This window comes from Staphylococcus sp. AtDRG32, assembly GCF_004365845.1.
Lineage (GTDB): Bacteria > Bacillota > Bacilli > Staphylococcales > Staphylococcaceae > Staphylococcus > Staphylococcus hominis.
On the sequence record NZ_SODE01000004.1, the window covers coordinates 136,057 to 149,753 of the forward strand.

Here is a 13,697-nt window from a genome sequence, read left to right on the forward strand (position 1 = left end):
CTATTTAATGTTTATGATTTGTAATATTCCATTATCTTTATCTTCTTCTATTTCATAAGTGACATATTCTATTTCTCCGCGTTGATTAATTTGTTGTACTTTAGCTTTAATAATATCTCCACTTTGAGTTGCACTTAACAACTGTGAGAATTCAAAATGCTTTGAATCACTTAAATGATTTTTTATATCTATATATGCATCAGACTTATTTTTTAGAAATGGACTTATTATCTCAAAATTTTGTTGATTAATAGCATAATTTAGCGCATAGGTATATTGATTAAAAAATGGTTCTAACGTAACTCTAAGTATGTTTTCTTCTTCAGTTTTCTTTGAAACATAATCAGAAATTTTATCTTCATCAAAATCTAGTATTGCACTATTAATGTTTCCTAAATCTTTTGCTTTTATTGTTTTACTTGTAGACGTAAATGTTTTGTCTTTAACCATACCTGTAGCTGAAACACTAATGTCTTTATTTTGAGGATATGGACCATATATTTTTGATGCATCATATTTCATTTCTTTATCATTAATAGTTACTTTCAATGTATTTTTATCTAAGTCACTTTTACCCTTTAATTTAACTTTAAGTGAAGCTTCATTAAAGTTCTCATTAACCTCCACAGTATTTCCTTTAGCATATCTAAAATCAAATTTCATTTGACCTGTAAAATGACCATATTCTGTGTCTTTTTCAGCATCGATAGCATAAACACCTGGAATGTATTTACCAATAGAAGTTGCTTGATTCGCCTTTGCATGAATGACTCTACGTTTTCCACCAGCTTTAAATTCATATTTTGTATCTATTTTCGGCTTAACAATAACAGTTTTTGTAGGTGGTCTATAACTCATATTATTAAAGATTAAAAAACGCGTTCCATTTTTACTAATTTTTAATACATTTTTATCTGTTTTTGTTTGTATATAGGCAGAATCATGATTACTTTTATTTAATTTATCTGTTGTGTGTTTGACATCATGAATAAATTTCATCATTCCAACTTCATCTTTAATATATTGAATATAAACACTTGCTTCTTCATCATCTACAGGAACATCTTTAGTACTAATTAACGTAGCTACTTTTTGAGCATCGTTGTTATCAATTGCGTTTACAAGAATTTTGGTTTGAGCTTCGGGAGAATTGAAATTTTTTAATAGTATGAAAACAATACCAATTAAAATAATAATGAAAGTTATAATAACCCAAGGAATAAACTTTTTAAATTTTAAATTAGATTGTTCTGATTGAGAGGACGATGTTGCTTTATTTTTTTCTTTAGGTATCATATTTCCGCAATTAGAACATTGCCTATCACTTTTATTTAATTCTTGTCCACAATAAGGACATTGTTTCATTTTGTCATCAACTTCCTCTCATAAGATGCAATGTCATTTATATTTTTCACACAAATATTATAACTCTTTTTTCTTGTGGAGATAATTTCCGATTAACGTTTATTTTACCTTAGCATTAAAATGCTTCACACGTTCATCTATAATATAAAGCACACTCAGAGCTTTTTCTATATCCTTACTAGATAAGTCTTTAACCATATCATTCACAATTTGACTTATAATTTCGTTATTTTCTTCCGTATATTGGCGCCCTTTCTCTGTTAAAACAATATACTTTAAGCGTTGATCTATTTTATTGTTAGGCTTCTGTAATGCAACAAAGTCACTTTCTATTAATTTTTTTATACGACGACTTACTGCCGCTTTATTAACCCCTTGTTTTTCAGTAATTTCCGTTATAGATAAAGCTTGATGATGACTGAGTAATCGTAGTACATTCGATTGTTCAGTAGAAACACCATATTTTACTTGTTGATCTTTTAAAAGTTTAGACGTTAATGTATTTGTCTCATCTATGAAATGTTTCATAAATTCAATATGATTTTTTGAGATTCTACTCATTACAAATCTCCTTACTTAAATAATTTCATATATTGTGCAGTTAATTTTTATACTCTGTTAAATAATATCAATAATTTTCCACGTTGAAAACAAATAGAAAAATATAATAGTTGCTAAATTTTGACCCTTTCATTACATTTAAATATATAAATAGATATGAGGTTATCAAATATGCTAGCAATCATTTTATTATTTATTGTTTTAATTATTATCCTAAGTGTTTTGTTTAATATAAGACACTTTATCTCTCTTTCTTTTTTTATTACAAGCGTGATATTATGTTTCACCATTAGTCTCATTAATATCATGACCATGACCCTACCAACTGGATTGTTTATATTAATTATCATTTCTACCATCGGTTTGCTTGTCAAACATTCTCATCTATTTAAAATTAAAAAAGGAATCCATTTCTTAAACAAAATGTTTCGTAGATTAATAAATGGTACCTTATTTATTAGTATATTTATATATCTTAGTACAATACCATTACCTATTTTAAATGGCATATTTTTATGGATTGCTTTAATTTTATTTAGTGCTTGTTACGCTTTCATTATATATTTAATTTTTTCTTCTGCATTTGAACGTGCTAAAACCCATAAACAATATGATATGATTCTTATACTTGGCGCAGGTATATTCAATGAAACAGTCACTCCTATGCTAGCCTCTAGACTGGATAGAGCTTTAGAAATCTATAAAGTACAGTCGCATAATTGCAATATATTGGTAAGTGGTGGTCAAGGTCCTGACGAACCAATTTCAGAGGCCTTAGCAATGAAGAATTATCTCATTAAATGTGGTGTATCATCTTCTTCAATATTGATGGAATCACAATCAAGCAGTACATATGAGAACTTTTTATATTCTAAATCTTTCATTAATACATCGTTTGAAAATGTCCCTAGTATTTTATGCGTGACGAGTCAATTTCATATTTTAAGAGCCTTACGTTTTGCACAAAAGTTAAATATAAAAATAATAGGATTAGGAAGTTCAACGCCTTATCATTTTCTAGATAAAGCGCTCTTACGAGATTTTCTTGCACTTATATATCAATATAAATTACTTTTGACTTTGTATTTAGTCGGAGTATTTATAGCGTCAATTTGGATATTACTTTAATATACAAAAAGTCTGGATCATTTTCTTATATGATCCAGACTTTTCCATAGTATGAATACTATTCACTTTTTAATTAAGTATTTTGCCGTCTTCTAATTTTACAACGCGATCAGCATAGTCAAATAATCGCTCGTCATGTGTAATCATAATACCTACCATTTGTTCAGATTTTATACGTTCCCTAATCATCTCTACTACTTTCGTAGCACGACTCGCATCTAAGCTTGCTGTTGGTTCATCTGCAAGAATGATTTTAGGATTATTTGTAAAGGCACGCATAATTGCTACACGTTGCTTTTCTCCTCCTGATAACATATGTGGAAATGCATTCAAACGATCTTTGAGACCAATTTCTGTTAATAAATATTTAGCATTTGAAACGGCTTCTTTTTTATTTACTCCCGCTTCCTTAGCAATAACAGTGAGTTGTTCTTCAACCGTTAGATAAGGCACAAGATGTGACGCTTGAAAAATAAAACCAATATCATTAAGTCTTAATTCTGTACTATTTTTATAATTTGAATATAAGTCATGACCTTCATATAATATCTTACCATCAGTAGGTGTTAACAACCCACCTAATATATTTAATAATGTCGATTTACCTGAACCTGATGCACCATTTAAAATAATAAACTCTCCTGGTTGAACTTCTAAATTAATATCTTTTAATACTTTTGTCTTCGCTGAACCTTCTCCAAATGTTTTACTAATATGTTCGAGTTTTAATGTCATTATTCCATACCTCCAATAGCATCAATTGGATCCACTTTTACTACTTTGATAAATGATAGTAAGGCACCGATAAATCCTACAATAAGAAAAATAACAATCATTAATAAAATTGTACCGTAACCTAAATAAAATGGCATCGTAACTGGCATAATTAAACTTAATATTAAAATAAGTACTGTGGCTAAAATAACACCAACCATGGTAGTTAAAATAATCTCTATAATTAATGAGCTTAATAAATGTCTCGTTTTAATACCTACTGCTTTTAATATACCTATTTGTGAGATTTTTTGAATGGTCATAACATAAAAAAATGCACTTAATACAATTGCTGTAATCACGAACAAACTAATTATCATTAAATTCAATGGCATTTGTTCTGCTTGGTAACTTGCAATGTTATCAGTCAATGTTTTTTCACTAACAGTTGTTACATTAGAAATATCATTAATTCTATTTTTATCTTTTTTACTTAATTCTTTAACTGGGTAGAATGTAGAATAATTTTTATTAAGTGCTTTAAAATCTGAATGATTCATCATAACCATTGAGCTATGAGAATACATTGTATCTTCAATAATACCACTTACTTTATAAGCTTCTTTATGACCTTTAAACTTAATCATATCTCCTTTTTTTACATCTTGTCCCGTTAATTTATCATTTATTGCAACTTCATATGAATGATTAGGATAGCGACCTTCTTTTAAAGAGGGACGATCTTCTTTAGAAGTAGAGAACGTAAGAATATCTTGATCTTGTTGTTTTAATTTTAATGTTTGTGGTCCAAGATGTGTTGCTTGTTGATTTATAATATCTTCTATCTTATTTTGTTGATTTGAATCAAGTTGTGATTTTTCAATTTTAGGTTCTTTCATTTTTTCAATAATATATGTTTGTGCATTTTGATTATTTAAAAATGACACATTTTCTCTCGCTAAACCTTGAGCTAAACCATTAATAAATAATACCATACTCCCTAGTAAGAAGATGATTAGCATAATTAATATATATCGAAACTTATAAAATTTTATTTCTTTCCAAGCTAAATTCATTTCTTTTTCCTCCCTATTTATCTTTATTAAACAGTATAGAGAGTAAATATGAACTGAATATGAACAACAAAGAAAATTGTCTTAGATTTTAAAGATTCGTATAATAATTAGAAAAGGAGCGAAAAGTAAATGATAAAATGTTTAATTGTAGATGATGATCCAAAACTCTTGCATTACGTTTCTAAACATTTAGAAGCGGATCATATAAAAACCGTGACACATTCGAGTGGAGAACAAGCATTAAAATATCTTAATCATCATCGCGTGGATATCGCAGTTGTAGATATTATGATGACAGGTATGGATGGATTTGAATTATGTCAATTATTAAAAGATCGCTATCAATTACCAGTTATTATGCTAACAGCACGAGATGCATTAAGTGATAAAGAACGTGCATTTGTCAGTGGCACAGATGACTATGTAACTAAACCTTTTGAAATTAAGGAATTATTATTTAGAATTCGTGCCGTTTTGCGTCGTTATCAAATTAATACGCAAAATAAGATTGAAATAGGAAATGTCATTTTAAATGATGAATTTATGGAGGTGAGTGTAGCATCTAAAAAAATGAATCTTCCTACTAAAGAATTCCAACTCCTATTTTTATTATGCACTCATCCAAGACAAATTTACACAAGAGAGTCTATTATTGAAAAAATTTGGGGTTTCGATTATACAGGCGATGAAAGAACAGTAGACGTTCATATTAAGCGTTTAAGAACACGGTTAAAAAAATTAGAGGCAACTATTGAAATTCAAACAGTAAGAGGCCAGGGATACAAGGTGAATAAAGATGTTTAAAACACTATATAGTCGCATTGCAATTTATACTATTACTGTGATTATTTTTAGTGCATTAGTTAGTTTTTTCATTGCAAATATACATTATCATTTCAATCTCAAAGAAAATAATGACACTAAAATTATGCGTACGTTAAAAGAAGCTCGTACTTATGAACATCAACTTCCTTCAAAATACGTAAAATCTTATTTTCAACATTTAGGACAAATGAATTATCAAATCGTTACCGTCGATAAACAAGGACAAAAAACATTTTATGGTGAACCTTTTAGAAAAGATACACTGTCCTCATCATCTATTAACCAAGTTATGCGTGGTCATGATTATCACGGTATAAAAAACAAACCTTTTGAATTATTCGTGACAGGTTTCTTTGATAATGAAACTGATAACACTGTAGGCATAAGATTTTATGAAGACCATGAACCTATAGCAGTATTTATGCGACCAGATATAGGTAAAACATTCGGCGAGTTTAGAATATTTTTATTGGTATTACTTATTTTCTTATTGCTGATATCTATTTCACTTGTTATTGCTTCAACATACTCAATCATTAAACCTATTAAAAAGTTAAAAATGGCGACCGAACAATTAATGAATGGGAATTTTGAAACACCCATTTCTCATACCCGTCATGATGAAATTGGAACTTTACAGTTTCGTTTTGATACCATGCGTCAGTCATTAAAACAATTAGATGACATGCGTCAACATTTTGTTCAAAATGTTTCACATGAAATTAAAACACCTCTTACACATATTGAAAGACTATTAACTGAAGTACAATTTGCGCATTCAGAAGATGAACGTCATAGCTTAATCAATGATATTCATTTAGAAATTACACGTCTTAGTAACTTAATAAAAGAACTACTATTACTATCTGAATTAGATAATGCGAATCACTTATCTGTTGACGATAATTTAGAATTATCTTCACTCATTACTGATATCATTCGACATGAACAATACACGATTGATGATAAATCATTGATGTTATTATCTGATATGCATAAAATATATTTTCAGGGAAATCGTCGCCTTTTACATCAAGCATTTTCGAATCTAATTCAAAATGCTATTAAATATTCAGATATAAATGGCATTATCGATATTACTTTGAATCAAGAAAATAATCATATTATGTTTGCGGTCACAAATGAAGGACAAACTATTTCTAAACAAGCGATACCACATCTATTTGATCGTTTTTATAAACTCAATGCTAGTGATAATAGTAATGGTTTAGGACTAGCAATTACTAAGTCCATCATTGATTTACATCACGGTAAAATATGTGTATCTAGTGATTCTAAAAATGGCACGACATTTAAAATTCTATTTCCGCATATCCTATTTTAACTTAATCGAAAAAACAGGCAGTGTTAAAAATGACACTACCTGTTTTTTCGATTATTTCACATTTAAATATTTTCTTACTTCTTTATTTACTGCGTTATAAACTTCTTCGTGCTCATTAAGTTTAAGTCCGTATGATGGGATCATCTCTTTAATTTTTGGAATCCAAGCATCAAATTCATTTTTGTAACAGCGTTTTAATACATCTAGCATGATATCGACAGCTGTTGAAGCTCCTGGAGAAGCACCTAATAATGCTGCAAGTGATCCATCATCAGAAGTAATGACCTCTGTACCAAATTGTAAATTTCCTTTACTATCTTCTGTATCTTTAATCACTTGAACACGTTGTCCAGCAATAACAACTTCCCAATCTTCGTCTCTAGCATTCGGTAAAAAGATTCTTAAATCATTCATTCGATCTTTATGACTAAGCATTAATTGAGAAACTAAGTATTTAGTTAAATTAAACTCTTTAACTCCTGCTGTTAACATCGTCACAATATTATTCGGTTTAACAGAACGAATTAAATCTAAATTGGATCCTGTTTTCAAAAATTTAGGTGAGAAGCCTGCAAACGGTCCAAATAATAGAGATCGTTCTCCATTTACAAATCGTGTATCTAAATGTGGTACAGACATCGGCGGTGCTCCAACATCTGCTTTACCATATACTTTTGCATAATGACGTTCAATAACGTCTTTGTTTTTACAACGTAAGAAAAGACCACTTACTGGGAAACCACCTACATGTTTAGACTGCTTAATTCCAGTTTTTTGTAGAAGTGGAAGACTTGCTCCTCCAGCACCAATGAACACAAACTCAGATTCAAACGTGTGAATTGTATTAGACTTCAAATCTTTGACAGTCACTTTCCAATAACCATTATTTAATCTTTCAATATTTTGAACTTCTTGATGATACGTAACATCTACTTTATGTTCTTTTAAATTAGAAATTAATTTTTTAGTGAGTGCTCCAAAGTTTACATCTGTACCAGTTTCATCCCGAGATAATGCAATAGGAACGGGTGATGTTCTACCTTCTACCATTAACGGCACCCAGTCAACAATTTTATCTCGATCTTCTGTGATTTCCATTTTTTGAAATAAAATATTTTCTTTTAAAGCTTTTACACGTTTTTTCAAAAAGTCTACGTTTAAAATACCTTTAACAAAGCTCATATGTGGCACAGATTGAATAAAATTACCTGGATGTTCTAGTTGACCAGTTCTAACTAGATAAGCCCAAAATTGTTTAGATACTTGGAACTGTTCATTAATTTTAATTGCTTTTGTTACATCAATACTGCCATCTTTATTTTCTTTTGTATAATTCAATTCACATAGAGCTGAATGTCCTGTTCCAGCATTATTCCATACATTAGAACTCTCCTCACCTGATTGTTCCAATTTTTCGAAAATTTTAATTTCTTTTTCTGGAGATAAATCTTTTAGTAATGTTCCTAATGTTGCGCTCATTATTCCGCCACCGATTAAGATGACATCTGTTTTGCTATGTTCTATACTCATAACAACCCAGTCCCCCTTTTATAATCACATCTTCAGTCGAAATAAACACGACCATTTTTAATTTAAAACGCTTTCTTTTATCGATAAAAAAATAAATATTAATTTGACGTTAAAAGCGTAAATAAAATTTTAATTACTATAGTAATTATATACATAATTTCTCTTTGAAAAAAGTATTTACACGAATTATCACATTATTTTATCTCTATTTTCAAAAATATTTTAATTTTATTATAAAGCTTACAACATTTATACAGTTGGTTTATTACATGCTATAATTTTTATAATATTATTAATAACGAGGTACAATCATGAAATCATTTACTTTTTTAATGCATAATATATACGCCTTAGGTGGCACAGTTAAAGCAATTACTGAATTAGCAAATACCTTAGCGGACAAAGGTCATAACGTTGAAATTATCTCTATTTTTAGAGCTAAAGATATGCCTTACTTCAAACTTAATTCTTCTATTAAAATAAAGTCCTTAGTTGATTATAGATTAAAACCACAAAATGTGATTTCTATCTTTATGAATCGATTGAATAAATACACTCCTTTATTAAAGCCTATCTACCTTTCAAAACATGAGCCTGGTTTAAATCAATTCTCCAAGTATATTGAACATAAACTGATACGTGCAATTAATGATATAGATACCGATGTACTCATAGGTACAAGAGCAAGTTTTAATATATTTATTTCTAAATATTATCATGGACATGCAATGACAATAGGTATGGAACATATGAATTTAAATGCCTATCCCAAAGCGTATCGACAAGAAATATTAGATGCTTATCAACATCTAGACGCGCTAACCACTTTAACTCATACTGATAAAAACCATTATGAATCATTCATTGAAACACCTGTATATGTCGTTCCTAATATTATTCGAACTAAAAAATTAAATCTACCTAAAAAAAATATTATTTTAAGTGCCGGACGTCTAGAATATGAAAAAGGTTATGATATTTTAATCGAAAGTGTCCAACTCATTAAAGATACGCTTAGACAGAAAAACTATAAAATCGAGATTTATGGTGAAGGTCAAGAACATCAAAATTTACAAGAAACTATTAATCATTACCAGCTTAATGACTTAATAACCATACATCCAGCCACTCAACACCTTAATGAAAAATTGGCACAAAGCCGAATGACTGTCGTTCCTTCACGAAATGAAGGGTTTGGAATGGTCATATTAGAAGCAATGGCTCAAGACAATATTGTTATTAGTTTTAAAGATACACTTGGACCTTCACAACTGATTCAACATAATAAAAATGGTTATTTAGCAGACTATGCGAATGCACAATCATTAGCAAAATATATTAATCTTGCTATTCAAAAGAGAACGCATTCAGAAAATATGATTAAATCGAGTCATCAAACTCTTGAACATTATTCTCCAGATAAAATTTACGATTATTTTTATTCTATTTTCAAATAAAAAAGGATTGCAATCGGAATTCTCCGAGTTGCAATCCTTTTAATGATATCTACATAAATATAGATAAGATAAATGTCCAAATACAGATAAAGATAAGTAGTCCAATACTATATTTCAGAGTCATTTTAAGTAATTCTGATTCTTTACCCACTTGTTTTACAGCTGCTGTTGCAATTGCAATAGATTGTGGTGAAATCAATTTAGCTGCAACCCCACCAACAGTATTAGCTGCAACAAGTAATGGTGCACTTGTACCAATTTGTTGTGCTACAGAAGCTTGGATTGGTGCAAATAATGAGTTGTTGTTTACTACTGAACCTGTCATAAACACACCGATCCATCCTAAGATTGGAGATAAGATTGGGAACACGCCGCCTGCTTTTGCGATACCTTGACCCATTGCAGCACTTAAACCACCATATGTAGTGATTTTAGAAATTGCTAAGATGAAGCAAATTGTTAAAATTGGTAACCATAGTTCTTTGAATGCTTCAACAAATAAACGTCCTGCATCACCAAAGCTAACTTTTTTAGACATTAAAACTGTAATAATAATTGTTAGTAAAATGGCAGTACCAGTTTGACCAATAAAGTTAAAAGTTAACATAATTGGTTTGTGTGTAACATCACTGTATGTGCCTGGTAAATTGAAATTAAATACTAATGCTGATAAAGGACCATTTGGTGCAAATAAGTTTTTGAAGAATGTTGCACTCCAAATCATTACAATTACAGTTAAGATAATGAATGGGCTCCATGCATATAAAATTTCTTTACCACTATGTGGAGTAACTGCTTCTGGTTTAACATCTTTTTGTATTCTAAAAATATTTTTAGGTTGGAATTTTTTAGAGAATACTGCTAACACACCCATAGTCACTAATGGTGGAATGATGTCAGCTAATTCTGGACCAACAAATACTGTAATTAAGCCTTGTAATACTGTATAAGTAATTGAAGCTACTAAAATTTGTGGTAATGTTTCCTTAATACCTTTAAAACCATCAATAATAAAGATTAATAAGAATGGAATAATAAAGTTAATAATTGCTAAAGTAAGTGTAGACACTTGAGACACGCTCATTGCTTCAACATGTCCTGGTAAATGAAGTGTATTCACAATACCAACTGGAATACCAATTGCACCGAATGCACCTGAAGCAGCGTTGGCAATTAAACATAACATTGCTGCTTGTAAAGGTTTAAAACCTAGTTGTGCAAGTAATAATGCACAAATTGCAATTGGCACACCGAAACCTGCAGCACCTTCTAAGAAGCCATTAAAAGCAAAACCAATTAATAATAATTGAATACGTTGGTCTTGTGAAATGCTCATAATGCTATCTTGAATTGTACTAAATTGACCAGATTCTTGAGTCGTTTTATATAATAAAACGGCCATAATAACGATATAACCAATTGGGATAATACCTTGATAGAATCCTTCTATTACACCACCTGTAGCAATACCACCAGGTAATTTAAAGAATGGCAATGCAATAAGTAAAGTAACTACTAAAGTAGTGATTGCTGCATAAATCCCTTTCATTTTAAACACAGTTAAACATAACAAGAATAAAATGATTGGAATTGCTGCAATTAAACTAGATAACGCTAAGTTACCAAAAGGGTTAAAAGAATGTACTAACATAGTTTAAACGCTTCTTTCCTTAATATTTTATTATATTGATGAATTATCTAGCTAAACAACTAAAAATTCACTTTTCTAATTTTAACAGGTATTCACAAAAATTAACATATTGTAATCAAGTTAAAATTAGAATATTACACTTTTTATTTTTGTGAATATTTTCACAAAAATAATATAACATTTCTTATCACAATTGACAATACTGTAAAAATAATTTATGTCAACAATAGTAGTAAGATCTATTTGAATTTTCATAAACATATGATTTTATATTATCATTCATGTAAATATGAATTTTTTAAAAGTGCATGGTAAAATAAAAATATGAAATTTAGGAGTTAAAGGATAATGCATAATGATTAAACAAATAAATATATCTAATATGTCACATCTAGATATACAACTTAATAAAGCTAAATCTGCAGGGTATTCACATTTTATCCCCTATTCTAACGAAATAAAAATTAATCAAGACATGCTTAATGCTGTCTCATTAGGTGAACATTCTATTGCGGTTGATTACACAATCCATGGTGTTTATCTTAATGATTGTCGTTATTTTGGGAATGATAAATTAAGTTTTCTCGCTTGGATGAATAATATTAATCATTATCCAAATATCATTTATAATATTGATACTGCGCTGATTTACCTCTCAAAATATCAAATTCAATCTATTATGGACCTAGCAGTCATCACTATTTTAAAAAATGAGGTTGATATAGATGGACATGTTGTTTTTGATTTTATTGAGGAATTACAGACATCTAGTTCATTTTGGAATTCGTTAGATACAAGAGAAATTAAAATTGCCAATCACTTTGATTTAAATAAACTAGCTTATATCCACGGCCATTCGATTCCATTTCCTAAATATAAGCATCCATTAGCTGACGAAACTCTTCGTTTTGCTGATAGCTGGCTTGTAACAACAAAATTTAAATTGCCTAAATGGATGTACAATAAAATTCATCAACGTGCGATTCAAAATCATAAAAAACTAAGTTATATCTATACTAAAGATACATCCAAATTGAAAAATCATGTCGTATTTTTAGGATTCGATTATGGCTATAGAGGTAACTCTAAATACCTTTTTAATTACTTTGTAAAACGAAATCCAACAACAGAAGCTTATTACATTACAGACGATAGACATGGACCATATTTCCTTCCCATTGATGCAGAACATAATAAAGAACTTATTGAAACTGCAAAAATTGTAGTCATTGAAAGTTATATGCCTGAAGCGTATCAACCTAATGGTACAGTCATTCAATTATGGCATGGTACGCCTATTAAAGAATTATTTTTAGATAGTAAAGAACCCTATCAAAATCAAAATATTTATAATTACAGAGCAAGAAAATATAATAAATGGAAACACCAATCATATGTCTTATTAGATTCAAAAGCTTCAGAAGGTTTATTTGAGACTGCTTTTCCTAATGAAACGGTTCAATTTCTTCCTTTTGGTTATCCAAGAGTAAGTTATTTACTAAACTATAAAGATAATCAAAATCAGCAAAGAAAAATACGTGAAAAATTAAAACTTAATCATACAAAACCTGTTTTATTATATGCGCCAACATGGCATAAAAATACAGAATCATTTACACCTTTAACGATGACACCAGAGTTACTAGAAAAATACTATGTGATATATAAGGGGCATATTGAAGGTGATGATGCTATTCCAGAAGGTGTCATTGAGGCTCCTATAGATATCGAAACACAAGACTTAATCTTAATATCAGACATTGTACTTACTGATTATTCTTCTATCATTTTTGATGCCTTAACTATTGATAAAAAAGTTTGTTTATATACTCCTAATCACAAAGAATATAAAGAAGAACGTGGCGTCTATATTGATGTGCTGAACAGTCTAGCAAAAGTTTGGTACACAGACGAAGAAGTGTTACTAAATCATTTAATACATGATACGATTCCTACCATTCACCGACATGCACTTATAAATCGTAATAATCAATCTCTAAAAAAACTAACTCAACTTATGAGAGATATTTTAGATAAATAATAAA

The 13,697-nt window shown here is 29.5% G+C and carries 11 protein-coding genes; 5 read left to right on the forward strand and 6 right to left on the reverse strand.

Annotated elements, in window-relative coordinates; genetic code table 11:
- Nucleotides 1-1,365, reverse strand: a complete 1,365-nt coding sequence (locus BDW25_RS07735) for a membrane-associated protein TcaA (RefSeq protein ID WP_002448446.1) — start codon at nt 1,363-1,365, stop codon at nt 1-3.
- A gap of 99 nt (nt 1,366-1,464) precedes the next feature.
- The gene (locus BDW25_RS07740) at nt 1,465-1,926 is read right to left on the reverse strand and encodes a MarR family transcriptional regulator TcaR (RefSeq protein ID WP_002448483.1); all 462 of its coding nucleotides are present in this window, start codon (nt 1,924-1,926) and stop codon (nt 1,465-1,467) included.
- 171 nt (nt 1,927-2,097) lie between these two features.
- Between BDW25_RS07740 and BDW25_RS07745 the strand changes: the two genes are divergently transcribed.
- Nucleotides 2,098-3,054 (forward strand): YdcF family protein, encoded by a 957-nt coding sequence (locus BDW25_RS07745; RefSeq protein ID WP_133945320.1) that lies wholly within the window; start codon nt 2,098-2,100, stop codon nt 3,052-3,054.
- Nucleotides 3,055-3,123: 69 nt separating this feature from the next.
- Here the strand turns inward: BDW25_RS07745 and BDW25_RS07750 are convergent, their stop codons facing one another.
- Nucleotides 3,124-3,789 carry an ABC transporter ATP-binding protein gene (locus tag BDW25_RS07750; protein WP_064206689.1) on the reverse strand — a complete coding sequence of 222 codons (666 nt, stop codon included), beginning with the start codon at nt 3,787-3,789 and terminating at the stop codon, nt 3,124-3,126.
- Nucleotides 3,789-4,844, reverse strand: a complete 1,056-nt coding sequence (locus tag BDW25_RS07755; RefSeq protein ID WP_002448471.1) for an ABC transporter permease — start codon at nt 4,842-4,844, stop codon at nt 3,789-3,791. The genes BDW25_RS07750 and BDW25_RS07755 overlap by 1 nt, the downstream gene beginning before the upstream one ends.
- Before the next feature lie 129 nt (nt 4,845-4,973).
- Here BDW25_RS07755 and BDW25_RS07760 point away from each other — a divergent pair, with 129 nt between their 5' ends.
- Both BDW25_RS07760 and BDW25_RS07765 read left to right on the forward strand, forming a co-directional pair.
- On the forward strand, nt 4,974-5,648 hold the full coding sequence (locus BDW25_RS07760; RefSeq protein WP_002448578.1) for a response regulator transcription factor: 675 nt from the start codon (nt 4,974-4,976) through the stop codon (nt 5,646-5,648).
- Entirely contained in the window at nt 5,641-7,014 is a 1,374-nt protein-coding gene (locus BDW25_RS07765; protein ID WP_133945322.1) for a sensor histidine kinase, read from the forward strand. Before BDW25_RS07760 ends, BDW25_RS07765 begins: the two co-directional genes overlap by 8 nt.
- A gap of 51 nt (nt 7,015-7,065) precedes the next feature.
- Here the strand turns inward: BDW25_RS07765 and mqo are convergent, their stop codons facing one another.
- Entirely contained in the window at nt 7,066-8,544 is a 1,479-nt protein-coding gene (gene mqo, locus BDW25_RS07770) for a malate dehydrogenase (quinone) (protein WP_133945324.1), read from the reverse strand.
- 311 nt (nt 8,545-8,855) lie between these two features.
- Between mqo and BDW25_RS07775 the strand changes: the two genes are divergently transcribed.
- Nucleotides 8,856-10,001: a glycosyltransferase family 4 protein gene (locus tag BDW25_RS07775; protein ID WP_049432450.1), complete on the forward strand. Its 1,146-nt coding sequence runs from the start codon at nt 8,856-8,858 to the stop codon at nt 9,999-10,001.
- 49 nt (nt 10,002-10,050) lie between these two features.
- On the opposite strand, the gene BDW25_RS07780 is transcribed toward BDW25_RS07775, so the two are convergent.
- Complete coding sequence (locus BDW25_RS07780; RefSeq protein WP_002454956.1) at nt 10,051-11,652, reverse strand: L-lactate permease; 1,602 nt, start codon at nt 11,650-11,652, stop codon at nt 10,051-10,053.
- A 355-nt stretch (nt 11,653-12,007) separates the two neighbouring features.
- On the opposite strand from BDW25_RS07780, the gene BDW25_RS07785 reads away from it, so the two are divergent.
- Nucleotides 12,008-13,693 carry a CDP-glycerol glycerophosphotransferase family protein gene (locus BDW25_RS07785; RefSeq protein WP_049432453.1) on the forward strand — a complete coding sequence of 562 codons (1,686 nt, stop codon included), beginning with the start codon at nt 12,008-12,010 and terminating at the stop codon, nt 13,691-13,693.
- The last annotated feature ends 4 nt before the right edge of the window (nt 13,694-13,697 follow it).

What these genes read in the sequence shown, in the direction of transcription:
- BDW25_RS07735 (WP_002448446.1), bottom strand. Translation starts at nt 1,365, where the DNA reads ATGAAACAATGTCCTTATTGTGGACAAGAATTAAATAAAAGTGATAGG.
- BDW25_RS07760 (WP_002448578.1), top strand. Translation starts at nt 4,974, where the DNA reads ATGATAAAATGTTTAATTGTAGATGATGATCCAAAACTCTTGCATTAC.
- mqo (WP_133945324.1), bottom strand. Translation starts at nt 8,544, where the DNA reads ATGAGTATAGAACATAGCAAAACAGATGTCATCTTAATCGGTGGCGGA.
- BDW25_RS07765 (WP_133945322.1), top strand. Translation starts at nt 5,641, where the DNA reads ATGTTTAAAACACTATATAGTCGCATTGCAATTTATACTATTACTGTG.
- BDW25_RS07750 (WP_064206689.1), bottom strand. Translation starts at nt 3,789, where the DNA reads ATGACATTAAAACTCGAACATATTAGTAAAACATTTGGAGAAGGTTCA.
- BDW25_RS07780 (WP_002454956.1), bottom strand. Translation starts at nt 11,652, where the DNA reads ATGTTAGTACATTCTTTTAACCCTTTTGGTAACTTAGCGTTATCTAGT.
- BDW25_RS07755 (WP_002448471.1), bottom strand. Translation starts at nt 4,844, where the DNA reads ATGAATTTAGCTTGGAAAGAAATAAAATTTTATAAGTTTCGATATATA.
- BDW25_RS07745 (WP_133945320.1), top strand. Translation starts at nt 2,098, where the DNA reads ATGCTAGCAATCATTTTATTATTTATTGTTTTAATTATTATCCTAAGT.
- BDW25_RS07740 (WP_002448483.1), bottom strand. Translation starts at nt 1,926, where the DNA reads ATGAGTAGAATCTCAAAAAATCATATTGAATTTATGAAACATTTCATA.
- BDW25_RS07785 (WP_049432453.1), top strand. Translation starts at nt 12,008, where the DNA reads ATGATTAAACAAATAAATATATCTAATATGTCACATCTAGATATACAA.
- BDW25_RS07775 (WP_049432450.1), top strand. Translation starts at nt 8,856, where the DNA reads ATGAAATCATTTACTTTTTTAATGCATAATATATACGCCTTAGGTGGC.